At 69.1% G+C, this 23,337-nt stretch carries 18 protein-coding genes; 11 read left to right on the forward strand and 7 right to left on the reverse strand.

The genetic code is table 11. From position 1 onward, the window contains the following. Positions 1 to 185: 185 nt before the first annotated feature. Positions 186 to 2,375, reverse strand: coding sequence for an N-6 DNA methylase (locus tag AB0B96_RS22820; RefSeq protein ID WP_362901559.1), 2,190 nt, complete (start codon positions 2,373 to 2,375; stop codon positions 186 to 188). Positions 2,376 to 3,038: 663 nt separating this feature from the next. Between AB0B96_RS22820 and AB0B96_RS22825 the strand changes: the two genes are divergently transcribed. Both AB0B96_RS22825 and AB0B96_RS22830 read left to right on the forward strand, forming a co-directional pair. Beyond that, positions 3,039 to 3,563: a sigma-70 family RNA polymerase sigma factor gene (locus AB0B96_RS22825; RefSeq protein ID WP_362901561.1), complete on the forward strand. Its 525-nt coding sequence runs from the start codon at positions 3,039 to 3,041 to the stop codon at positions 3,561 to 3,563. Between the two features lie 26 nt (positions 3,564 to 3,589). Next, the gene (locus AB0B96_RS22830; protein WP_362901563.1) at positions 3,590 to 4,699 is read left to right on the forward strand and encodes a CU044_5270 family protein; all 1,110 of its coding nucleotides are present in this window, start codon (positions 3,590 to 3,592) and stop codon (positions 4,697 to 4,699) included. A 165-nt stretch (positions 4,700 to 4,864) separates the two neighbouring features. Here AB0B96_RS22830 and AB0B96_RS22835 read toward each other — a convergent pair whose 3' ends face one another. Continuing rightward, positions 4,865 to 5,275 carry an ATP-binding protein gene (locus AB0B96_RS22835; RefSeq protein ID WP_362901565.1) on the reverse strand — a complete coding sequence of 137 codons (411 nt, stop codon included), beginning with the start codon at positions 5,273 to 5,275 and terminating at the stop codon, positions 4,865 to 4,867. Then, positions 5,272 to 5,559 carry a hypothetical protein gene (locus AB0B96_RS22840; RefSeq protein ID WP_362901567.1) on the reverse strand — a complete coding sequence of 96 codons (288 nt, stop codon included), beginning with the start codon at positions 5,557 to 5,559 and terminating at the stop codon, positions 5,272 to 5,274. The genes AB0B96_RS22835 and AB0B96_RS22840 overlap by 4 nt, the downstream gene beginning before the upstream one ends. A gap of 233 nt (positions 5,560 to 5,792) precedes the next feature. On the opposite strand from AB0B96_RS22840, the gene AB0B96_RS22845 reads away from it, so the two are divergent. Further along, positions 5,793 to 6,623, forward strand: a complete 831-nt coding sequence (locus AB0B96_RS22845) for a helix-turn-helix transcriptional regulator (protein WP_362901569.1) — start codon at positions 5,793 to 5,795, stop codon at positions 6,621 to 6,623. Positions 6,624 to 6,827: 204 nt separating this feature from the next. Beyond that, complete coding sequence (locus AB0B96_RS22850; protein ID WP_362901571.1) at positions 6,828 to 7,064, forward strand: DUF397 domain-containing protein; 237 nt, start codon at positions 6,828 to 6,830, stop codon at positions 7,062 to 7,064. Between the two features lie 46 nt (positions 7,065 to 7,110). On the opposite strand, the gene AB0B96_RS22855 is transcribed toward AB0B96_RS22850, so the two are convergent. Next, positions 7,111 to 7,401 (reverse strand): hypothetical protein, encoded by a 291-nt coding sequence (locus tag AB0B96_RS22855; protein ID WP_350944979.1) that lies wholly within the window; start codon positions 7,399 to 7,401, stop codon positions 7,111 to 7,113. Positions 7,402 to 7,486: 85 nt separating this feature from the next. Between AB0B96_RS22855 and AB0B96_RS22860 the strand changes: the two genes are divergently transcribed. Next, a complete protein-coding gene (locus AB0B96_RS22860) occupies positions 7,487 to 7,930 on the forward strand; it encodes a hypothetical protein (protein ID WP_362901574.1) in 444 nt (147 codons plus the stop codon). A 1-nt stretch (position 7,931) separates the two neighbouring features. Here AB0B96_RS22860 and AB0B96_RS22865 read toward each other — a convergent pair whose 3' ends face one another. Then, on the reverse strand, positions 7,932 to 10,160 hold the full coding sequence (locus tag AB0B96_RS22865) for a hypothetical protein (RefSeq protein WP_362901576.1): 2,229 nt from the start codon (positions 10,158 to 10,160) through the stop codon (positions 7,932 to 7,934). A gap of 355 nt (positions 10,161 to 10,515) precedes the next feature. On the opposite strand from AB0B96_RS22865, the gene AB0B96_RS22870 reads away from it, so the two are divergent. The 6 genes from AB0B96_RS22870 to fusA all read left to right on the forward strand — a co-directional run bounded on the left by AB0B96_RS22870 (position 10,516) and on the right by fusA (position 17,938). After that, entirely contained in the window at positions 10,516 to 11,946 is a 1,431-nt protein-coding gene (locus tag AB0B96_RS22870; RefSeq protein WP_362901578.1) for a serine hydrolase domain-containing protein, read from the forward strand. 80 nt (positions 11,947 to 12,026) lie between these two features. Further along, positions 12,027 to 12,773, forward strand: coding sequence for an ArsR family transcriptional regulator (locus AB0B96_RS22875; protein WP_362901580.1), 747 nt, complete (start codon positions 12,027 to 12,029; stop codon positions 12,771 to 12,773). An 11-nt stretch (positions 12,774 to 12,784) separates the two neighbouring features. Continuing rightward, a complete protein-coding gene (locus tag AB0B96_RS22880) occupies positions 12,785 to 13,219 on the forward strand; it encodes a VOC family protein (protein WP_362901582.1) in 435 nt (144 codons plus the stop codon). Positions 13,220 to 13,563: 344 nt separating this feature from the next. Further along, the gene (locus AB0B96_RS22885; protein ID WP_362901584.1) at positions 13,564 to 14,535 is read left to right on the forward strand and encodes a hypothetical protein; all 972 of its coding nucleotides are present in this window, start codon (positions 13,564 to 13,566) and stop codon (positions 14,533 to 14,535) included. A 248-nt stretch (positions 14,536 to 14,783) separates the two neighbouring features. Further along, positions 14,784 to 15,230, forward strand: a complete 447-nt coding sequence (locus AB0B96_RS22890; RefSeq protein WP_362901586.1) for a hypothetical protein — start codon at positions 14,784 to 14,786, stop codon at positions 15,228 to 15,230. Positions 15,231 to 15,754: 524 nt separating this feature from the next. Further along, entirely contained in the window at positions 15,755 to 17,938 is a 2,184-nt protein-coding gene (fusA, locus tag AB0B96_RS22895) for an elongation factor G (RefSeq protein ID WP_362901588.1), read from the forward strand. 102 nt (positions 17,939 to 18,040) lie between these two features. On the opposite strand, the gene AB0B96_RS22900 is transcribed toward fusA, so the two are convergent. Then, entirely contained in the window at positions 18,041 to 20,923 is a 2,883-nt protein-coding gene (locus tag AB0B96_RS22900; RefSeq protein WP_362901590.1) for an NHLP bacteriocin export ABC transporter permease/ATPase subunit, read from the reverse strand. Between the two features lie 94 nt (positions 20,924 to 21,017). Further along, the gene (locus AB0B96_RS22905; RefSeq protein ID WP_362901592.1) at positions 21,018 to 23,261 is read right to left on the reverse strand and encodes an NHLP family bacteriocin export ABC transporter peptidase/permease/ATPase subunit; all 2,244 of its coding nucleotides are present in this window, start codon (positions 23,259 to 23,261) and stop codon (positions 21,018 to 21,020) included. Positions 23,262 to 23,337 lie beyond the last annotated feature (76 nt).

Here is a 23,337-nt window from a genome sequence, read left to right on the forward strand (position 1 = left end):
TCGCCCGCGTCCGGTCTGGGGTGTTGTCCGGAGGGGATCGTGACCGGCTCCGGGGGTGTCCGGTGGAGATCACGTCCGGTCTGGGGTGTTGTCCGGAGGGGGGCGCGGCCGGTTCCGGGGGGTGCCCGGTGAAGATTGCGTCCGGTGTGAGGTGGCGTCCGGTTCGAGGTGTTATTCGGTGGAGATCACGGCCGGTTTCCCGGAAGCCTCCCGGCGGCGATGCCGTCGGTCAGACCGTCGACCAGCTTCCCGCCGATCGTCCCCGCCTCCCGCAGTGATCGCTCGAAGGCGGTGAGCCGCCGGAAGGCCTCGCCGTAGCGACGCTGCTCGTCGAGAGGGAGCCGCAGCACCTGCAGCCTGCGGACGTCGATGCGGGAGGACGTCGAGGCGTGGGTGCCCGCCTGCCTCGCGTTGGCCGGGGCGCGCAGGCAACCGGCGAGGAACCAGGGATCGAGGAGTGCCGGATCGGCACGGAGGGCGTACAACTGGGAGCCCAGCACCGTGGGGGCGTCGGTGTCGACCCAGGCGCCGAACGCCCGGTGGGCGCCGACGACCACCACCTCCTGCGGTGCGGTCAGCGTGAGGCCGCCCGCGTTCTCTCCCGCGGAGGCGTCGGACGCGGTCAGCCAGCCGGACGATCTGCCTCCGGCCGGCATGTCGGCGACGGTCAGCACGCGTACGGCGTCGTCGGGGGCGTCGCCGGTGCGCACCAGGCCGTCGGCCGGTTGCTGCCCGGCCCGCATCGTGAGCGCACCCGCCCGCAGCAGGTCGCCCACGGTCACCGTGCCCTGGCCCGCGAGCTCCTCACCGCTCAGTTCGAGGGCGGACAGGGTCGCGGTCAGATCGCGCAGCTCGTGCAGGAGGGTGCCGAACCGGTTCCACGAGCGCCGCAGGCCCAGGTTCGCGGAGGTCGCCTTCTTCGGGACGTGCCGCGCGGGGGTGAGGTCCACCTCCTCGTCCAGCAGGTCGATCACCGGGACCACGGCGTGATCGGCCGACCGCTCCCCGTCGGCGTCTCCCACCGGAGCCGCCGGCGTCGTCCGGGCCGCCTGGGGTGCCTGGCCCGTCCAGGCCGCCTGGATCGTCCGGAGCTCCTGGACGGCCGACACCACGCGCCTGTGCAGGAGGGGCCAGTCGATCGCCGCCCTGCCCGCTCGCTGCGTTCCCCCCGACGGCTCCTGCTGGACGTCGGCCGCGTCGACCAGGAGCACCCCGGCCCCCGCGTCCGTTCCGCCCTCGGCCGGTGCCCGCAGGACCCACAGGTGCAGCGCGACGCTGTGCGGGGGCGCGGACCCCGGAGGCAGGGCGACCACCGCGCGCAGCACACCGCTGCGGAGCAGCCCCGCCCGGACCCGGCGCCCCGCCCTGCGGGAGGCGACACCGGGCGGCAGCAGCAGCACGGCCGTCCCGCCGGGTGCCAGGCGGCTCAGCGCGTGCTGCGTCCAGGCGAGCTCCGGCTCGGTGCGGGGAGGCAGGCCGTACGTCCAGCGGGCGTCGGTGGCGAGTTCCTCGTATCCCCAGTCGCGTTCGTTGAACGGCGGGTTGCACAGCACCACGTCGGCGCGGACATCGGGTTGGGGGTCGGCGCGCAACGTGTTCCCCGCCCGTACGTCGACCTCCCAGGCGCTGTCACGCTCCGGGGAACGGCCGGCGAGCAGGAGCCGTACGGCGGCGAGCGCCGCCTGGGTCGCGTCCACGTCCTGGCCGAGCAGTCTCAGCGGGGCACCCGAGGCAGGCGCGTCCGCCGTACCGGCCCACTGCCGGGCGGCGGCGAGCAGGAGACCGCCCGTGCCGCACGCGGGGTCGAGCACGGTGCCGACGTCACCGGCCTCGCCGTCGCGCGACAACCCGGCGACCTCGGCCATCAACGCCGCCAGCGGGGGCGGCGTGACATTGATTTGCCGTACGTGGGTGTCGAGCCAGCGGCCGAGCAGGAAGTCGAAGGTGTCCCGGGCCCCGTGCTTCTTCGCCAGGCCGACCGCGCGTTCCACCAGGGACCGCTGGGCGTCGGAGAGGTCGGCGCCGCCCGGAAGCCATTCGGCGGTGTCATCGAGGCCCGCCTCCTCACCGGTGAGCCTCGCGAGCCGGGCACCGGCGACGGCGATCGCCCTCCCCATCGCGTCGCGGTCACCGAGCGCCTCGAACTCCGGCCACAGCCGTTCCCGGCTGCCGACCTCGTCGAGCTTGCCCTGCCGCCTCAGCCACTCCTCCACCTGCGACAGCGCGAACTGCGGGCTGGTGTCCGTACCGCCGACCGGCGTGGGAAAACTGTCGTGACGGCGGCGCCAGTTGCTGACGGCCGCGCGCCCGACACCGGCGATCCTGGCTATCTCCGCCAGAGTGACGGAGACGGTGGGGTCGGCAGAAGGAGGCATCGTGTCTCCGGGTGAGGGCCAGAAAGGTGACGACCCGGCAGGAAAGCACGATGACGGCATGTGCCCAGGTAGGCGGCCCCGGCTTTCCAGAAGGTCATTTTGGCAGCCTATCCGTTGACTCAGTTCACCGTGGAGCCAACCCGGCCGTGGAAGCTCAGTGGGCGTATCGCCACTGAGATGTCGGTCGGCTGGGAACGAGCCAGCTCGGATGCCGCGCTGTGGACGGCCGATGTCGTCGCGGGGATCGTGACCGGATGGCTGGGGGAGATCAGCGATGGTGGCCGCTGTTTGAAGACCGTGTCACATTCCTGGAAGCGTCGGAGACGTGAGGGGAGAAAGCGCAAGCGCCGGGCTCCCGATTCCATCGGGGGTTCCCGGCGCCACTTCCGTGCCCCAGAGGACACGACACGGTCGGTATCCGCCTGCTTCCCCTCAGTCGTCAAGCCGGATGGTGTGATCAAGGGACAGGGTGAGTCCGGCTATCGCGCCAGTTCGTGAAGTAGGGCGATCCACATGGTCTGCTTCGCCGTAGGCGGGTCATCGCGCAGGTGGTGGCCTTGCGGCGTGCGTCGGTGGTCGCCGTCAGCCCATATGGTGCCGCGAGCATGAGGGACGAATCGACGGGACGCGGTAATCCGGACGCGTTCGGAGGGACTACTTGGTGTGGACGATCCCGAAGAACGATTCACCGACCTGTATGACCGGCACTACCGCAGCGTGCTCGGCTACGCCCTGCTGCGGGCCGAGCGCGACGTGGCCGAGGACGTCTGCAGCGAGACGTTCCTCGTGGCGTGGAGGCGGCTCGCGGAACTCCCCGAGCCGGCGTTGCCCTGGCTGCTCGGTGTGGCCCGCAACCTGCTGGCCAAGCAGCGCGACTCGCGCACCCGCCGCCAAGCCCTGGTCGATCGGATAGCCGCCCTCACCACCGCACGCGACCAGGTGGCGTGGGACGTGGCCGAGCACGTCATCGACAGGGAGAACGCCCTGGCCGCGCTGTCGGCCCTGCCCGAGCAGGACGTGGAGGCGATGGTGTTCGCCACCTGGTACGGCCTGCCACCGGAGCAGGCCGCCACCGTCATGGGGTGTTCGGTCCGCACGTACAACGTCCGGCTCCACCGGGCGCGCAAGCGCCTCACCCAGGCGATGCACGTCGGCGGCCCACGCCGCGTTCGCAGTCTCGAATCCTGATCCGCACCCCTTTGGAGACCCCTTTCATGGATGACCGTACGTTCGCCCGGCTCAGGCCCAGTGAGCTGGACGAGTTGACCGAAGACGGCTACCGGCGCCGCCGGGCGGGCGACCTGGCCCGCGCCTTCGCCACTCCGCGTACCGAACAGGCCGGACCCGCCCGCCCTGCCCGGCCGCGCCTGCGGTGGCCGCACTTCCTCATGGCCGGCACGGTGGCCGCCGGGCTCGCGGCCACGGCCGTCGTCGTCACGACCGGCGGCTCCGGTACGGACCCGACCGGTACGGGCCCGAGCGGCGCCGTGGTCGCCTCCACGACGCAGGGCGCGCCAGAACGCGTGGCCGACGCCCGCACGTTCCTGCTGGCCGCGGCCTCGACCGCGCGCCGGGAACCGGCGCACTCCGGCCGCTACTGGTACGTCAACGAGCGCACCCTGCAGAAGGTGGACAACGCCCCCGGCGAGTCCACCGCCAAGACCAAGGCGGAGCCGGCCGAGTTGCCGTACGAGGCATACCTGGCCGACACCCGCGAGACCTGGCGTGCCATGAAGGCGGGCGAGGTCGGCCGGAGGGCGAGCAACCAGGACGTGAAGGTCACGTTCGGCTCCCCGCAGGACGAGGCCGCCTGGAAGGCGGCGGGGTCGCCCATACTGGCGGACGACAAGCCCAGGACCACCGACGACACCTTCGAGCCGATCCTGTCGATCGACAACCCGAGCCTGAACCTGCGGAACGTCACCAAGCTGCCCACCGGCAAGGACGAGCTCAAGCGCCACCTGGACGACCTCTGGAAGCGCAGCCCCAACTCCGCGGGCTCCGGCAAGGCCGTCTACCTCTGGCAGACGGGCGTGGACCTGATGACCGCGCCGATCACGCCGGGCACCCGGTCCGCCCTGTTCAAGGTGCTCGCCGACCAGCCGGGCATCACCTCGCAGGGTGAGGCGAAGGACGTGTTGGGGCGTACAGGGGTCGCCCTTTCCTCCTCGGCGGCCGACGCGCTTACCTTCCGCCTGGTCATCGACCCGGGTACGGCCGAACTGCTCGAGTACGACGTGGTGCAGAAGGATGTGCCGCTACTGCGCGTGGCGCTGGCCGACATGGGCTTCACCGACAGGCTCGGCGAGCTTCCGAAGGACTGATCTCCCGCGTGACCGTCATCCCACACCCTCACCGTGACGGTCACGGCCCCGCCCTCCTGGTCGGCGAGCCGCTCGAACCTCAGGCGTGCCGCCGGTCAGGAGGGCTTCGGCCGAGGAGGTGGGGGGAGCGCGCAGCGGGGTGGGTGGTCCCAGCGGATCACGGGGTCACCGGTCGTTCAGCTGGAACCACACCACGCGGCCGGCGAGGATCTCGTACCAGCCCCAGGCCGATGACAGTTCTCTGACCAGCCAGAGTCCGCGTCCTCCCCCGCTGTCGGGGGAGACGTTCGCGCGCAGCAGGGGCCGGTGTCCGGTCGCCGATCCGGCGTCGACCACGTCGATGTGGAGCGTTCCATCATGGTGGGCGACGGCGATGGTGATCCGTCCGCCGGCGCAGCGGCCGGAGTCGGAGTGGCGTACGGAGTTGGTGACGAGTTCGGTGAGCAGGAGAAGCGCGTCGTCGGTGTGCGGGTGGTCGAGCCCTTTGAGCAGGTCGCGGACGTAGCGGCGGGCCCGGGGGACGGCGGCGATCTGCGCGGGCACCTCGACCTGGCCCAGCAGCCCCAGCGCCCTCACCGCGCCACCTCGACCAGCCGCTCGGCCGCCTCCCGCATGCTGCTGCGCCCCTGCCCGTCGCGGCCCTGCCGGACGCGGCCGTCGTCTCGCCGCCGCCAGGTGAACACCGACGTACGGCCCCGCTGAGCGGTGGCGACCCTCGATCGCCCCGGGGGGACGAAGATCTCCACGCTCGGCCGCCGACCGGGCGAGAGCCTGACCACGGAGTCGAACCCGAGATCGTTCAACTCCCAGGCCAACTCCAGCAACTCGCCACCCCACCCCTGAAGATCACGAATCCTCATCCCTCGCCGCCCTTCGTACGTGACTCCCGTTGCTCTCTGGTGTTTGTCGCATACGCCCGATGTGTACTCAGGGTCATCGGGTGCACACGTAGAGCATGCAGCGATATGGCTCAACGCGCCAACAGAAATGCAAACTTGCCATCGGGAAAGCTTCGACACTCTGTGTGGGTGAGCCGCTACTGTGGGCTCCAATCCGAGGGAGGCTGGATATGCGGCAAACAGGAAGCCCTACAGTGCGCAGGCGTCGCCTGGCCTCAGAGCTTCGCCATCTGCGTGAGCGCACTCAGCTAACGCTCGAGGAGGTCAGTCAAAAGCTCGGGTGGTCCACCTCGAAGATCTCGAGGATCGAGACCTCTCGTGTAGGCGTTGTCCCCAAGGACGTGGGTCTTCTCCTCGACCTCTACAAGGTCGGCGACTCCAGGCGGGAGGAGCTACTCAAGCTCGCACGCGACGCCAGGAAGAGGGGCTGGTGGCACGCCTATGACGATCTTTCCAGCGAGTACACCGCCTATATCGGCCTTGAGGCCGAAGCCGCCTCGATGCGTAGCTTCGCCTCCGCCGTCCTTCCGGGTCTTCTTCAAACAGAGGATTATGTGCGTGCCGTTGTCCGTGCCGGCCTGGTCCTTGCGCCTCCCGGCGAAGTTGAGCACCGCATCGAAGTACGTATGGCTCGGCAGGCGCTGCTCTCGCAGGCAGAGCCGTTATGTCTCTGGACCGTGTTGGACGAAGCCGTCATCCGTCGCGTTATTGGTGGACCGGTTACGATGCGCTCCCAGCTCGACCGGCTCCTTGATCTGGCCGAGCTGCCCAACGTCACCATCCAGGTCCTGCCTTTCACGGCTGGAGCCCATCCAGGTACAGGTGGCGCGTTTGAAATTCTCCAGTTTCCCGAGCGCGCGGACCCAGACGTGGTGTTCCTGGAGAATCTGACAGACAGCCTCTATGTAGAGCGGGATTCGGATGTATACCGTTATACGGTGGCGTTTGACCACCTTCGAGCCAAGGCGCTGGATCCAGACGATTCCCGGCGTCTCATCACAGAGATAGCGGCTCAGCTCGGTTAGCCCTTGTGGAAGGGATGGGGAATGTCAGAGATAGATCTATCTCATGTTGTGTGGCAGAAGAGCTCCCGTAGTGGAGCCGGACAAAACTGCATCGAGGTCGGCCTCTGGCACAAGAGCAGTCTCAGCGGCGACGGACCTAATTGCGTCGAAGTTGGCGTCTGGAACAAAAGTTCACTGAGCGGGAACGGTCAAGACTGCGTCGAGGTGGGTGTCTGGAGCAAGAGCACTCTGAGCGGTAACGGTCCCGACTGCGTCGAAGTCGCCCTCTCCGAGACCTCCCAGGCCGACTCTGGCCCGGATGCTGACCTGCTCGTCCTGGTCCGTGACTCCAAGGACCCCGAGGGTCCCGTGCTGGCCTTCACCTCGGCCGAATGGGACGCCTTCCTCGCCGGCATCAAGAGTGACGGCTTCGACAACCTGGCCGCGCGTCACGAAACATGACGTGAGTCGGTGGCGTCGGCTCCCGGCCGGATTTCGGCCCGATGCGTCACTGTCGCGTGGCGGAGGGCGGAACCTTCGCCGGAGCCGACCGGAGTTCTTCTTCGATCGTGTCGACGAGCGCCCTGGCAGCTTGACGCAGTCGAGTGTTACGGGCGGTGAGATCTTCGGTGAAGGTCCGGGCCTTCGGCCCGACCCACACCGACTTGCCGGTGAGCTGGCCGTGGGCCGGGTCGAGCGCGGCCTCAAGAAGGGCGACTCTCGCCTTGAGCTCCACCAATGTCTGTTCCAGCACCTGACGCCGCGGGTTGGGCGCCAGACCGTCCGGGCCAGGATTCATATATCCCTCTTCGGATGCCGATACATCGGGCGGACTATTGGACATTATTGGATCTACAGCACCTGGGCCAGCTCTGGAGGAATGTGTGACACGTTTTGTATGGCGCGGTGTTTTGGTCAGCATGTTTATGGTGCTGGCGGTGTCCGGATGTGGAGATAGTGGCCCTACGGCGGCCGAAGCGGGGGAGACGCTTAAGTCGCACATCACGGAGTTGATGAGGGAAAGCCATGTTTTGGATGTCCGTATTACGGATTCCGGTGGGCGCGATATTCCGTGTGGAGAGGGAAAGGCCAAGAGAACCTTTGCTGCTGCAGCCAGAGACTCCGCGTCGACTAGCAATCCCGATGGACTTAACACCTTCATGGTAGGAGCGCTCTCCTCGGTTGCTCCTTATCGGATCATCGAAGATCGAGGTAACGCCCCAATCCGGCTCGCCAATGACGAGTACAAGACAGTGATCATCTTGGAGTCTCCGGCTAATGGTCAGTACGCGGTTAGGGGCGAGACCGAGTGCCTTCCGACCTCCTGAGTCAGCTATCGAAGACAGATGTACGCTCCCGACCACGCTTGGCGCCGCCGTCAAATCGATTTGCCGTTCTGTTGGATAGCTCTCCGAGCGAGAGTGTCTCGTCCTTCCCCATCCCGTTGGCAATCATCCACCGTTCGAATGCCTTGAGTCCTTCGTCCCCCTTGGCGACCAACTCGGACGACGGTCTGAGGTTGCCCTTGGCGTCGGTGAGGGGGACGTCCGGAGGCTTGATCAACTCGGAGAACGGTTTGAGGTTGCCCTTGGCGTCGGTGATGGACGCGCGGCCGACCTGGAACTCGGCGGGTGTCACCTTGGGGACGAAGCCGTTGGCCATGAGTATTTGCGCGTACATGTGCTGACGGCCGAGAGTCGCCACCCTCTCCGCCGCGTTGGTCCGGTCCATCCGGGTCTCGGGGTCATCTTCGATGAAGGCGCCGTAGCCCGAGAGGCCGGTGCTCAGCGCGTACCAGCCATAGGCCCAGACCGCGCCGCTTCCGATGTACATGCTCGCGATTCCGATGGTGGTGTCGCGGAAGAAGTTGAACGTGTCCTTCGCCTGCTCGTCGATCGCGTCCAGATTTCCCTGGACCTTCTCGACGGCGGCGAGCTCGAAGCCGCGTACGTTGCCTAAGGCAGTGAAGACCCGGTCCAGGTGGTCGACGTCTCCGGTGCGGCGGGTCTTCTCCGAGGCGTCGGCGATGAGCTTCTGGGAGAGGCCGCCCATCGCCCGGTCGAACGGGAGAAGGTTCGCCGGGGAATCGGCGAAGGTCTTGAGGAAGCGGTAGGTGTCCTTCGGGCTCAGGGTGAACGCGGACGTCATGCCGAAGGCCGAGGTGAAGGGCTTCAGCGCGCTCTCCTCGGTCATGTTGGTATCGCCGATGTTCGCGCCCTCGGTGATCTCGGCGGCGTAGGCGCCGGCCAGCGTCGACATGAAGATCCTGGCATGCGGCGCGACCTCCATCGGGGTGGCCGGAGAGTCCGCAGTGCCGTCGGTGTCCTTAAGATCTCCCATGATGGTCATGACGTTGAAGGCGAACTTCACGGCCTCAGGACTGTGCGGTCCCTTGTCGTAGGCTCCGCCTGCGGCGGCGAGCATCCGGCCGAACTCCGCACCGACGTCGAAATTCATGCTCCTCGGCACCTGCCAGGGAGATTGTGATTTTTCTATCTGCAGCCAGGGGAAAACGACGACCTTGGTGGCCCCCAAACGGTTGAGCTCGGTGAAGACGTCTCGGAGGTCTTCACGGGACATCGCGTTGAACAGGCCCCTCGCCGCGTCAGGGTTGTTGGCCAGGGCGGGCAGCAGTGGGCCGAGGTCGGTCTCCCAGCGTCGGGGGCGGGAGCCGTCACCGTCGCCGACCGGCTTGCCCACCCTGCTGCGCGCTATCTCGGTGAGCCACGCGGTGGGGAACATGCCGTGCCTGAGCAGGGACGCCAGCTCGTGGGTCGGTGCCTCCTTGAGCTTGTCGGCCTGCCAGGCGGAGCCGAGGACGGCTGGTTGCGCGCCGATCGCCGTGGTGAGGGCGTCGCTCATGACCTTCCGGTGTTTGTCGGCCGCCTTCTTGTCGTACCTCTCCAGGCGATTGATCATGTCGATCATGCCCTTGGGGCCGAGGGACCGGAAGAACCCGGCGGTGAAGTAGCCGTCCTTTTGTTCGTCGGCGAGCTTGTCGAGGATCCGGTCGTAGGCGGCGTCGGGCATGCTGGGGGACGGTTCGGGGAGGTGCCTGAACTTGTCGGCGAGTTCGGTGCCCTTCTTGGCGTTGCCCGCCGGGGACTTTCCCGTCTTCTCGTCGTAGGGCAGCAGCCCCCACTGGAACGGGTCCTGGACCTGGCCGCCGGTCCACGCCGAGCCCTGTTTGGGGATGTGGGGGGCGTCTCCCACCATCAGGGGGAGATCCTGGTCGATCGTCTCCAGGCGTTGGCGCAGTTTCGGCAGCTCGTCGCCGATCCAGCCGCCGATCTCCCCGATCGGCCGCAGCCCCACCGCCGACACCTCCGCCGCCACGAACAGCTGCCGGATCCGCTCGGACTGCTCGCCGATCACATCGCGACCGCGCTCCAGCGCGGTGATGAAGCCTCGCATCAGATCGGGGTCGATTCCGCTGAAGTCCGGCGACGTTGGCCCCATTTCCGGCGACATCGACTCCACCATCTCCTCGGCCTGTTTTAATTTTTTCACTCTAGTTCCAGGCTGAGTGATTTTCATCTGGAGGAACAGGGCGCCCAAGGCTCCGATGACCTGACTTCAGGCGTCATACGTCGTCACCGTACGGTTATCGGCTCTCCTCGGCGCGACTCGATTCAGGACGGCGCATCCCGGCTACCGACAGTGCGACGACCTTGGAAATCCCTCAATAATATTTCCGGTCTCCCGTTCGGCGAATTTCGGTCCGCACGCTGGATTCGCGGGGTTAATTTCCTTTTTTCGCCGACGTGAGATAAGGGTGATGATTCGGAGGAGTCGGCGCGGTGGTTGCGGTGGATCCGGACTCGCGCGTGAAGCGCGGTTTCGTGGAGAAAACGAGCAAACGACGTCCCGTAACTCCATTGAGTGGATTTGGCGGGTTTGTTACGGTGCCTGGATGCCCTCTCATCCTGCCCTGCTGCCACGGTCGACACCGGCCGCCTCGGGGATGTCGTCCCGCTCGATCATCACGCTGCTGGACCGGTTCGAAGCACAGTCGGTCGAGTGTCACTCGATCATGGTCGTACGCCACGGTCACGTCGTCGCCGAAGGCTGGTGGGCCCCGTACTCGGCCGAGCGCACGCACCTGCTCTACTCGGTGACCAAGTCGTTCACCTCGGTCGCCGTGGGGCTCGCGATCGCCGACGGGCTGCTCTCGCTCGACGATCGGGTGGTGGACGTGTTGCCCGACCACGTTCCGGCCGATATCTCGGAGCAGGGACGCCGCGTCACCGTTCACCACCTACTGTCGATGACGGCCGGACACCGTACGGACAGCCTCGCCGACGCATGGCGACTGGAACCGGGCGACCTGGTGAAGGGCTTCCTGCGCGTACCGTTTCCCGAAGCCGAGGGGACACGGCACGCCTACGACAATCCGACCACCTTCATCCTGGCCCGGATGGTGGAACGGGTCACGGGCCAGGGCCTCCCGGAATTTCTCGACGAGCGTCTTTTCCGGCCGATGGGCGTGGAGCACGCCGAATGGGACCGGGTGGCAAGCGGTGCCGCCTTCGGGTTCCAGGGGCTGCACCTCACGACCGAGGCGGTCGCCGCCTTCGGCGAGCTGCTGCTGCGCGGCGGCCTGTGGGGCGACCGGCAGCTCATCCCGCGCGAATGGGTGGAGCTCGCGACCAGACGGCACATCGAGACCCTGCAGATCGAGGGCTGGTCGGAAAACCTCGACGCGCTTCGCGGGTACGGCTACCAGTTCTGGATGTCGCGTCACGGTTACCGCGCCGACGGCGCCTTCGGCCAGTTTTGCCTGGTCGTTCCGTCGCACGATCTCGTGGTCGCGGTGACCGCCGCGGTGACGCAGGGTGAGGCGATACTCGACCCGCTGTGGGAGTGTCTGCTGCCCGGCCTGGACCAGGAGGGAAGCACCCGGGACGACGAGATCCTCGCCGATCGGCTGCGGCGGCTGTCACTCGCGCCGGTGCCGGGTTCGGCAGAGCCGAAGCGTTCGGCCAAGGCGAGGCTCGACGCCTGTGCCGAGGGTTCGGCGCTGCCCGAAGGAACCACGGTGACCGTCGATCCCGTGGACGGTGGGTGGATCGTGGGACTGGGGCCGTCCCTCAATATCGAGGTCGGCCACGGCGATTGGCGGGAGAGCGCACCGCTCGGCCGACCTGTCGTCGCGGCCGGCGCCTGGCAGGACGACACCTTCGTCGCCGACCTTTACGTCATCACCAACCCGCACCGGGTCCGGCTGGTGGTCGACGCCGAAGCGGGCACAGCGGTCGCGACGTGGAACATCGTGCCCCTGGCCAACTCCGATCTGGCGGTGCACCTGCGCTCGCCGCTGATGACCCGGCCCGACGTCGCGTAGGTGACATCGGCACCGTCCGTGAGCAGCTCGGGCACGCTCGTGGACAGATACATCAAATGGATTTGATGTATTATCGCCACATGGTCACCCCGGTTCAACCCGTCCCGGCCTTTGTGCGGCTGGCCTCTCATCCGCTGCGATGGCGGCTGCTGAGCGAGCTGGCCACGAGCGACTACCGGGTACGCGAGCTGGTGGACCTGGTGGATCACCCGCAGAACCTGGTCTCCTACCATCTGCGGCTGCTGCGCGACGGCGGTCTCGTCACCACGCGACGCAGTAGCGCCGACGCCCGCGACAGCTACTACCACCTCGCCCTGGACCGCTGCGCCAACGCTCTGGCCGCCAGCGGCCTCGCGCTGCACCCCGCGCTCCAGTTCGCCCCGGTCCCACCTCGGCCGTCCACGGCGCCCGCGCGCCCGCCCGCCATCCTGTTCACCTGCACCGGTAACAGCGCCCGCTCGCCGATCGCCGAAGCCCTGCTGCGCCACCACGGCGGCGACCACCTGGAGGTCGTGAGCGCGGGCAGCCATCCCCGGCCGCACCTGCACCACGACGCCGTCCGCGCGCTGCGCGAGGGCTACGGCATCGACCTTGAGGGCCGGCGCCCCCGGCACCTGGACACCCTCGCCGGGCGCCACTTCGACCACGTCATCAGCCTGTGCGACAAGGTCCGCGAGGTCTGCCCCGACTTCGGCGACCGCTCCCGGCGCATCCACTGGAGCATCCCCGACCCCGCCGCCGAACAGGCCGGATACCCCGCCTTCGTACGCATCGTGGCGGAGATCGACACCCGTGTCCGTTACCTGCTACCGGTCCTCACACCGTGAAAGGCCCAGCCATGACCGCACCCGACCAGCTCGCCGCCGTCCGCTACCTCGTCGACGACGTGACCTCGGCCGTTGACTTCTACACCGCCCACCTCGGCTTCACCTTGGGACTGGACGCCGCGCCCGCTTTCGCCGAGGTGGTACGCGGACCGCTGCGGCTCCTGCTGTCCGGGCCTGCCAGCTCCGGTGCCCGCGCCACACCCCCGGGCACCCCCGCGGGCCGCAACCGCATTCACCTCATCGTCGACGACCTCGACACCGAGATCGACCGGCTCCGCGACGCCGGCCTGTCCTTCCACGGCAACGTGGTCGCCGGCCCGGGCGGACGGCAGATCCTGCTCACCGACCCCGCGGGCAACCTCGTTGAACTCTTCGAACCCGCCCGCGCTCAAGCCGGCGACTTCGCCCCTCCGCCGGGCAGTCTGTACGGCTCGCCGCAGAAGTAGCGGTTGAGCGCGTCGACGGCGGCGAGCAGCATGCGCCCGACCGCCGGATCGTTGCGCTGCACGTTGACCGAGAGCGTCATCCGGAGGCTTTCGCTTGGGGGTTTCGGTCTATATATTTTGGACTGCACTATTCGCCGGGATAGGGGCCTCCCGGGCGGATTTCGACGTGCATAAAAACGGGGCGAGAGGTAGTAATGCGATTACGGGGAATCGCCATGTCGGTCGCCGGGTGTTTTTTGGTCGCTACCGGTTGTAGTGGGGAAGCCGGTGCCGGGTCGTCCACGGTGACGCGTCCGCCGCGGATAATGCAGGCGGATGCGAGCGGGGCCGTGGTGTTCGATCCCGTGACGATGACCATCACCGGGTTCGACCGGGTGCGGGGACGAGTGTGGCAGGACCGGGAGCTCGCCGAGACGGTGAGCGGTGTCGTCTGCCTGGACAGGTGCCCGGCGGCCGTCATCTCGACCGCCGCCGGGGGCGGGGCCGGGCAGGCGGAGGGAACGTCGTCGGTGCCGGATGAGCCGGATGGCGCTCCGTACCGGTTCACCGAGCGGGGACGATCCTCCTTCCCGCTCTCCGGCTCGCGAGAGGTACGGGTGCTGACCGCCGTCTCGCCCGAGGACGCGGTGGTCGAGGAGCGCGACCCCGACGGCCGGACCCACCTGAGGATCGTCCGCCCGGCCGGGTCGGAACGCGTCGCGGTGCCGTACTCCGACTACGGATGGGTCATGTCGCCGGACGGGAAGGCGGCACTCGCCTTCACCACGCAGCGGGATCCGAAGCAGGGACGGCTGCTGCGGTTCACCCGTGACCCCGACGGCTGGAAGCCGGACGGCGCCGGTCTCGAATGGGGCACCGTGAGCGACGTCTGCCTGGCCGGTCAGGGGGAGACGGCCCTGGTGACCGGGGCGCAGGCGGCTCTGGTACGGGGGATGTCCGAACGGCACCCGCTGGAACCCGCGCTCGCCCATGCCGCCGAGTGCGCGCTCGGAACGAGTGCGGCGGCGCTGGTGATGCGCTCGATGGACATGCGAGGGGGGTTCCGGACGGTCGTGCATGGTTTGGGACCTGACGGCCGTTCGACATGGAAACGGGAGCTCGCCACCGAGGCCGGTGTGACGGCGCACCCGACCCGGCCTTACATCGGGGTCTCCGACGGCAGGACCTTCACGCTGCTGGACGCCGAGGGCGAGGTGGCGCGGAGTACGGACGGGGTCGCCACGGCGAGGTTCGTCACGGACGGGCTGCTTGTCGTCGTCACCTCGGACGGGGACGCGAAATGGATGCCGGCCGAGCCCGCCGACCTGGCCCAATAGCTGCTGAATTCTCCACGACGGTGCTTTTCCGTCCCGTCGCGGATGTCGCTGTACGGCTGCCTGTGCACGGCCGGATATCCGGTTTCCCTTTTCCCTGCTGATTTTCCTGTACGGCCCGAGCTCAGGTGAGGAGAGAGATGTCGAGCAGGCGCACCCCCGGTGCCGCTCGTGGTCCCCCCGAGGGGTTTTCGCCCTTCGACTACCGCAGCGGTCACATTCACTACAGGGTGTTCAAAACAGGAGCAGAGATGTTGAAGAAGTTTTCCACCGGGGCTCTCATGGTCGCCGGACTGGCGATGCTCACCGTCGTCGGCACCGCGGGCGCGGCGAACGCCGCCTCCCGCTCCGGGAGCTGCAGCGCCTCCGGCATGATCGGTGAGGGGGCGATCCACTACACCACCAACACCGTCTCCGGGAAGACCACGCTCGACAGGTTCACCTGGACGATCTACGGCGAGTCGGGATCGACCAAGAACAACGTCAAGGCCGTCCTGATGCGCGATGTCAGCCTGAGCACCGACACCGCGCACTACACGTGGTCCACCGAGAGCGCGAAGAACGGCTACGGTTCGCACACGCCCAGCTCGACCGTGTCGGTGCCGTCGAGCTGGAAGCTCTACGGCAAGTTCAAGTTCACCTTCGACCGCAACAACAACACCGACCCGATCTGCAACATGGAGACCAGCCGGTCCTAGAGATGATCGGGCCGACGGCGCGACGCCGACGGTCTTCCCGGCGGGCGGGCGGTGTGGATTCGGCCCCGCCCCCGCCTGTCGGCTTTCCAACGGCCGAGGTCGCTTCCCGGCGGACTCCTCTTCGCCGGGTCTCCGTCGGGGAGAAAACCGTTTTACCGGCTCATGCCGGTCTCAGTACACTCGCCACTGATCATGCGCCGCCGCGACACCGTGGTGTGCGCGTCCTGACCAGTGAGGGGAGCATGCCGTGCGTCATCGCACCGCCGTGGTCGTTCCCCCGTCACGCTTCGACGTGATCCTGGTGTCTTCGTTGGTGCCCGACGCCGGCCGCGCGGCCGACGTCGACCACCCGTGACGAACCTCTGACCTTCGACCGCCTACCGCCGAGTCGGCCCACGGGACATGTCCCCGTGCGGCCACGCCGTGCCGGGGTCTACCTGACGAACTGAACCCAGGTCGTCCCGTCCGAGAACGTCCGGGAATCGCGCAGTCCTGTCCGGAATCCTGCCGAAAGGCCATGGGCCGTGCGCACCAACCCGCACCGTCGTATCACCGACTCGCTGACCGGCGTCCGCAACCTGGGCATCCTCGCCCACGTCGACGCGGGCAAGACCACCGTCACCGAACGGATCCTGTACGTCACCGGCGCCACCTACAAGCGTGGCGAGGTGCACGAGGGGACGACCGTCACCGACTTCGACTCCCAGGAGCGCGACCGTGGAATAACCATCTTCGCCGCGGCGGTGAGCTGCGTCTGGAACGACCATCGAATCCATCTCATCGACACCCCCGGCCACGTCGACTTCTCCGACGAGGTGGAGCGCTCACTGCGGGTGCTCGACGGCGCGATCGCGGTGTTCGACGCCGTCGCGGGCGTCGAACCGCAGAGCGAGTCGGTGTGGCGGCAGGCCGACCGGCACGGGGTGCCGCGGATCGCCTTCGTCAACAAGCTCGACCGCGCGGGTGCCGACCTCGACGCGGCGGTCGCGTCGATCCGCGAGCGGTTGCGGGTGGTACCGCTCGTGGTCCAGTTGCCGATCGGTCGGGAGGACGGGTTCACCGGCGTGGTGGACCTGGTGCGCATGCGTTCGCTGGTCTGGGCCGGCGGTCGTGACACGTTCGAGGAGGGGCCGGTGCCGGACGTGCTGCGCGAGGAGGCGGGTCGGCGCCGCCGCCTGCTTGAGGAGGCGGTGGCCGAACTGCATCCGGTCGCGTTCGAGGAGTTCTGCGCCGAGTCGGAGATCTCCGCGCCGACTCTCGACGCCGCACTGCGCGACCTGACCCGTACCGGGGAGGGCGTGGTGGTGCTGTGCGGATCGGCCTACCGCGACCGGGGGATCGAGCCGCTGCTGGACGCCGTCGTCGCCTACCTGCCCTCGCCGCTGGACGTGCCGCCCGTACGCGGCACCCGGGGCGGCAGCCTGGGCGGCTCGCGGAACGGTGCTCCGGACGATGCCCGGAACGGTCTCTCGGACGGTTCCCGGGACGGTGCGGTGCTGGAGCGGGCCGCAGACCCGGCGGCGCCGTTCGCCGCGCTGGTGTTCAAGGTGAACTCGACGGCGACCGGACGATTGTCCTACCTGCGCGTCTACTCGGGGACGATCCGGAAGGGGGACACGGTGCTGGACGCGGGTGCGCGGCGTACCGAGCGGATCGGCCGGATCCTGCATGTGCAGGCCGACCGGAACACGGAGGTGGACCTGGCGGTGGCCGGGGACATCGTCGCGGTGGTCGGGCTGAAGTCGGCCTGTACCGGCGCCACCCTGTGCGCGCCCGAGGCGCCGATCGTCCTCGAACCGCCGACGGCGGCCGATCCGGTGGTCTCCGTCGCGGTCGAGGCACGCAGGGGCGTCGACACCGGACGGTTGGCGTCGGCACTGGCACGGCTGGTCGAGGAGGATCCCTCGCTGGTGGTGCGGACCGACCCCGAGACCGGTCAGACGCTGCTTTCCGGGATGGGCGAGCTGCATCTGGAGGTCGCGGTGGAGAAGATCCGTCGTACCCAGGGGCTGGACGTGGGGGTCGGCCGGCCGCAGGTGGCCTACCGGGAGACGGTCGGGCGCGGGGTGTCGGGGTTGCTGTACCGGCACGTCAAGCAGGACGGCGGCGCCGGGCAGTTCGCCCACGTCGTCCTCGACGTGGAGCCGCTGGAGGACCTCGCGGACACCGGCACCGGCAGCGGTGACGGTGGTACGGCGGGCTTCGTGTTCCGCTCGACCGTCGTCGGCGGGCGGGTGCCGAGGGAGTACGTCCGGGCGGTGGAGGCCGGATGCCGGGACGCGCTCGCCGAAGGTCCTCTCGGAGGTCATCCTGTGACCGGTCTTCTGGTCACGCTGACCGACGGGGCCACCCACCCCAAGGACTCCTCGGAGATGGCGTTCCGTGCGGCCGGCCGGTTCGCGCTGCGGGAGGCACTGCGGGCCAGTGCGATGGTGCTGCTGGAACCGGTGGTCGAGGTCGCGGTCACCGTGCCCGACGACGCCGCGGGCGGGGTGCTGGGCGACCTGTCGGCGCGACGCGGCCGGGTCTCCGGCTCGACCGCGCGGGCGGGAACGGTGGTGATCACCGCGACCGTGCCGCTCGCCGAGCTGTTCGGGTACGCGACCAGACTGCGGAGCCGGACCCAGGGCCGGGGGACCTTCACCACCCGGGCCACCGGGTACGCTCCGGCGCCGAGCGCGCTCCCCAACGGGACGCCGCCCCGGTAGAGCCCGGTGGAAACCGGTAGGAGCCGACGGCGGCCCCGCCTCCGGGCGGGGCCGCCGTTCGGCGAGGTGTCGTGTCCGGTCCGGGAGCAGCCGACAAGCCGGTCAGGAGAGCTGGCGGGTGGCGAGGCGGGCGAAGAGCCCGTCCCGGTCGGCGAGGAGGTCGTCGTAGGTGCCCTGCTGGACGATCCGCCCCTCGTCCATCACCACGATGCGGTCGGCGGCCACCACCGTGGAGAGCCGGTGGGCGATCACCACCCGGGTGGCGTTGAGGCGGCGGGTGCTCTCGGCGACCCGGCTCTGGGAGGGGTTGTCCAGCGCGCTGGTCGCCTCGTCGAAGAACACGATGCGGGGCCGGGCGACCAGTGCGCGAGCGATCATGAGGCGCTGTCGCTGACCGCCCGACAGTGTGCTGGTGCCCTCGGAGAGCACCGTGTGCATGCCCATCGGCATCGCCCTGATGTCGGCGGCGAGCCCGGCCATCTCGGCCGCCGCCCAGGCGTCGTCCACGGTGTGGACGCCGCTGCCGACGATGTTGGCCTGGATGCTGCCCGCCTGCAGCGCGCCGTTCTGGAGCACCACCCCGCACTGGCGGCGGACCGCGGAGACGTCGAGTTCCGCGAGGTCCTGGCCGTCGTAGAGCACGGTGCCCGAGAGCGGGGTCTCGAAGCCGAGCAGCAGCCGCAGCACCGTGGACTTGCCGCTGCCCGAGGGACCGACGAGGGCCACGAACTCGCCGGGCTCGATGGAGAGGGCGACCCCGTCGAGGGTGAGCGGGCCGTCCTGGCCGTAGCGGAACGACACCTTGCTGAGCCCGAGCCGCCCCGACAGGTCGCCGGGGTCGGCCTTGGTGCCGTCGGTCTCCGGGCGGGCCTCCAGGATCGGCCTGATGTTCTCCAGCATCGGCACGACGCCCATCGCGGTGACGGCGGCGGCGGTGAACTGGAGGCTGGAGGCGAGCAGCAGGCTGAGCGCGGTGAAGAACGGCAGGAACGTGGCGACGGAGACCTGGCCCGCCATCGGCCCGGCGACCACCGCGAACACGATCCCCGTGCAGACCAGCGGGAACCCGGCGTTGAACGTGGTCACCGCGTTCTGGATGCGGCGGGCCGAGGCGGTGAGCGAGCGGCCCTTGGTGGCCTCACGCGTCCATTCGGCGAACGCCCGTTCCTCGGCGGCGGCGGCCCGCAGCTTCGGCATCGCGGTGAGCATCTGGAAGACCCTGGCCGACATGGTCCGCTCGTGCTCGTAGGCCTGTCGCTGCCAGCGGAGCTGCATCCGTCCCGCGACGAAGGCGAACCCGAGGCCGAACAGCATGAGCGCGGTGGCGACCAGGGCGAGGCGCACGTCGTAGAAGTAGACCAGGACGAGGTTCGCCGATCCGGTGAGCAGCCCCAGCGTGGCCGTGGTGAGCATCCCGGAGAGCATCTCCTGCGCCGAGCTGATACCCAGCACCGTGGTGCCCAGCTCGCCGGTCGAGTAGCGGGCGAAGAAGCCGGCGGGCAGGGAGAGCAGCCGGGTCCACAGGCCCGACTGCAGGGCGGAGGTGGTGCGGCTCTCGACCCGCAGCACCGCGATGTTCTGCACCACCGACAGGGCGGCGATCACGAATCCGGAGCCGATCACCAGCAGGGAGCCCTGGACGATGAGGTCGAGCTCGGCCCGTACGGTGAACACGCCGAGCACCTTGCCCGTCATGATCGGGACGAGCAGTCCGAGCAGGGAGACGAGCACCCCCATGGCGGCGAACCGCAGCAGGTCACGATGGTTGCCGCCGTCGAGGAGCCCCAGGCGCAGCAGCGCGCCGACGGTCTTGACCGAGGCGGGCAGCGGCCGGTACAGCACGTGGGCCCGCTTCTCCAGGCCGCGGGCGACGGTCGCGGTGACCGGGGTGAGCACGCCGTCGTCCACCATGACGTAGCCATGGCCCATGGTGAGCAGCGCCACGGGACGGCCGGTGGAGGTGCTGCCCACCATGGGGCCCAGGTCCTGGGTCCACCACGGGCCGTCCAGCCGGACCATCCTGGTACGGACGCCGGAGGCGAGCGCTATCGCCTGCAGGTCGCCCATCGGCCGGTCCTGGCCCCCGCGTCGTACCGGCGGCCGTACCTCGAACCCCTGGTGCGCCGCGACCAGCCGGGCCGCGGCGAGGGCGGGCGGGTCGTTGGCCACGTCGGCCAGCTTGACCTGGACCTCGGTGTCGCGCAGTACGGCGTCGAAGCTGCGTACGGCCTGCGTGAGCACGGTGCTCTCGCGTTCGCGCAGTTCGGCGAGCGCGGCGCGTTCCTCCTCGCGCTGCCGCTCCAGGCGGTCGTCGACGGTGTCGAGCAGCCGGATGGCGTGGGCGGCGAGGAACTCGCACAGTACGCCCTCGTCGAAGACCGAGTGCAGCGAGCGGGTCCGCAGCCGGATCCTGGTGTGGGCGAGGAGCCAGTCCCGCTCGGTCAGGCAGATGTCGCTGTCCGCGCCGAACACCAGGCCGTCGCTGTTGCCGATGCCCACCTCGCCCTCCTCGACGCGCACGCAGCGCACGCCGTCGACCGACCGCAGGGCGCGGCCCGCCTCCAGTTCGGCGGTCCCCTCGACGGGCAGCGGGACGAACTGCCTGGGCGGCAGGGTGGCGGGCAGCGCCTCGGCGAGCAGTTCGATGCCTCGGCCGAGCCCCTTGACCAGCCAGGCGGCGGCCTCGGTGGGCAGGTCGTGCAGCACCGCGACCGGGACGTCGGCCAGTACGGTGCCGGGCACCGGGCGGGCCACGATCACGTGGCGCGGACCGGAAGGCGCTCCGCAGGCGAGCACCATGCCCGCCTCGGCCCGGCCGAGGAAGTTCCAGCGTCCGTTCAGTTCGCCGTCGACGGTCCTGACCGCGAACAGGTCCACCAGGCCCGACTCGACGAGCAGCATCCGCCCGGGGTTGTCGAGGACCGTGAACCGGTCGGTGCCGAGGTCCAGTGGGATGGCGATCCCGGCGAGCGCGGCGGGGCTCACGATGCTTCTCCGATGTCGAGCAACGGGACGGTGATCCTGGCGGGGCTCACGGTGCCCCTCCGGTGCCGGGCAGCGGGACGATCCTGGCGGGGGCTCACAGTCCTCCTCCGGTGTTGAACAGCCGCGTGTAGATGCCGTCGGCGGCGAGCAGCTCCTCGTGGGTGCCGCGCTCGGCGACCCGGCCGCCGTCCAGGACGATGATCTCGTCGGCGTCGCGGATGGTCGACAGCCGGTGGGCCATCAGCAGGCAGGCGCAGCCGCGGCGGCGCAGGTTGTCCATGATGACGTGTTCCGTCTCCGGGTCCAGGGCGCTGGTGGCCTCGTCGAGGATGAGCAGGGTCGGCTCCGAGGCGAGCGCGCGGGCGAGTTCGAGCCGCTGCCGCTGGCCGCCGCTGAAGTTGCGGCCGTCCTCGCGGACGAACGAGTTGATCCCGCCGGGGCGGGCGAGCACGGCGTCGTAGACGGCGGCGTCGCGGAGCGCGGCGAGCACCACCTCGTCGGGGACGGCCTCGTCCCACAGGGTGAGGTTGTCGCGGACGGTCCCGGCGAACAGCACGATCTCCTGGTCGACGTAGGCCATCGAGCCGGCGAGCACGGTACGCGGGATCTGGTCCAGCGGGTGGCCGTCGAGCAGGATCTGCCCGGAGCGCGGTTCGTACAGGCCGGTCAGCAGGCGGCCCAGGGTGGACTTCCCGCTGCCGGAGCCGCCCACGATCGCGACCCGGCTGCCCGGTGTCATGCTCAGCGAGAGGTCGGTGATGATGGGGTCGGTCAGCGGGCCGTACCCGAAGGTGACGTTCCGCAGTTCGAGGCGGCCCTCCAGGCGGGTGCCGATCTCCGCCGCGTCGCCGCTGCGCTCGAAACAGCGGGCGATCGGGTGCCGTTCCACGTCGTGGATGCGCTTGGCGTCGGCGCTGAGGTCCTGCAGACGGCCGCCGAGGTTGGTGAGCTGGGTGACCGGCCTGCTGAGCGCGGCGAGCAGGGTCTGGAAGGAGATGAGGATGCCGACGCTGAGCACGCCCTCCACCACCCGCAGCCCGCCGATCAGCAGCATCAGACCGGTGTTCACCGTGGCGAGCAGCGGTGGTACGACGACGAGCACCGCGGTGGGCACGCCGAGCCGCTGCTGCGCGGAGACTACCTTGGCGAGGAAGCCCGCCCAGCGGGTGAAGGCGTCGGGTTCGGCACCGGTGGCCTTCACCGTCTCGATCATGCTGAGCGTGGCGAAGGTGGTGCCGGTGAGGTTGCCCCGGTCGGTGCGCAGCGCGGTGACCGCGTCCTTGCGCGCCCGCGCGACCCAGCGCAGGACCAGGATGTTCAGCGCCGCCATGCCGACGCCGATCACGCCGAGCAGTGGGTCGTAGCGGACCAGCAGCGCGGCGTAGAACACCACCAGCACCATGTTGATCACGGTCAGCGCGAGGTCGCGAGAAAGGATCTCGGCGACGGTGTCGTTGGTGGAGATCCGCTTGGCGACCTCGGCCGGGCGGCGTTGCAGGAAGAACTCGATGGGCAGCCGGAGCAGGTGCCGGAAGAAGCGGGCCGAGCCGACCAGCCCGACCCTGATCTCCAGTCGCAGCAGGTAGTACTGCTGCACCGAGGTGAGCACGAAGATCGCCACCGCGGTGAACGCCATCACGATCAGCAGTGGCGGCAGGATGCCGGGGGAGTTGCCGGTCAGCACCCGGTCGATGAACACCCGGTAGTAGGCGGGGCCCGCGATGCCGGGCAGGAGCAGCAGCGCGCTGGCGAGCAGCACCAGCGGCAGGGCGCGTCCTGACGGCAGCCGCCACTGCAGCAGCGCCTTGCTGAGCTTGGCGCGTTCGCCGCCCGGCTTGAAGTCCGGACCCGGCTCGAAGGTGAGCATGATCCCGGTGAAGCCGGAGTCGAACTCCGACCACTCCATCAGCCGCGGGCCCGACGAAGGGTCGTTCACCGCGACCATGGTGCGGCCGAACCTGGTCACGAGCCCTTCGACCACGATGAAGTGCTGGAACGCCCAGAAAATGATCACCGGACCGGTCTGGTCGCGGAGCAGTTCGGCCTCGACCTGGAAGCCTTTCGCGATCATCCCGTAGGAGCGGGCCGCCGCGAGCATCGAGGAGGCCTTGGACCCGTCCCTGGACACCCCGCAGCGACCGCGCAGGTCCTCCAGCGGGACGTGCTTGCCGTAGTGGCCCAGGACCATCGCGAGCGCGGCCGCACCGCACTCGACCGCCTCCATCTGGATCACGGTCGGCACCCGGTGGCGGTTCTTCCTGCGGGGACGCGGGGGCTGCGGCTGTTTCTTCGGCGCGGGCTTGGCGGGTTTCGCGGGGTCGAGTGTGGTGTTCGTCATCGGTGCCTCCTCCGCTTCGTGACCGCGGGCTTGGCGGGCTTCGTCGTCGTGTTCGTCATCGGCGCCTTCCCCGCTT

The sequence above is a fragment of the Streptosporangium sp. NPDC049046 genome (genome assembly GCF_040649155.1).
Taxonomy (GTDB): Bacteria; Actinomycetota; Actinomycetes; order Streptosporangiales; family Streptosporangiaceae; genus Streptosporangium.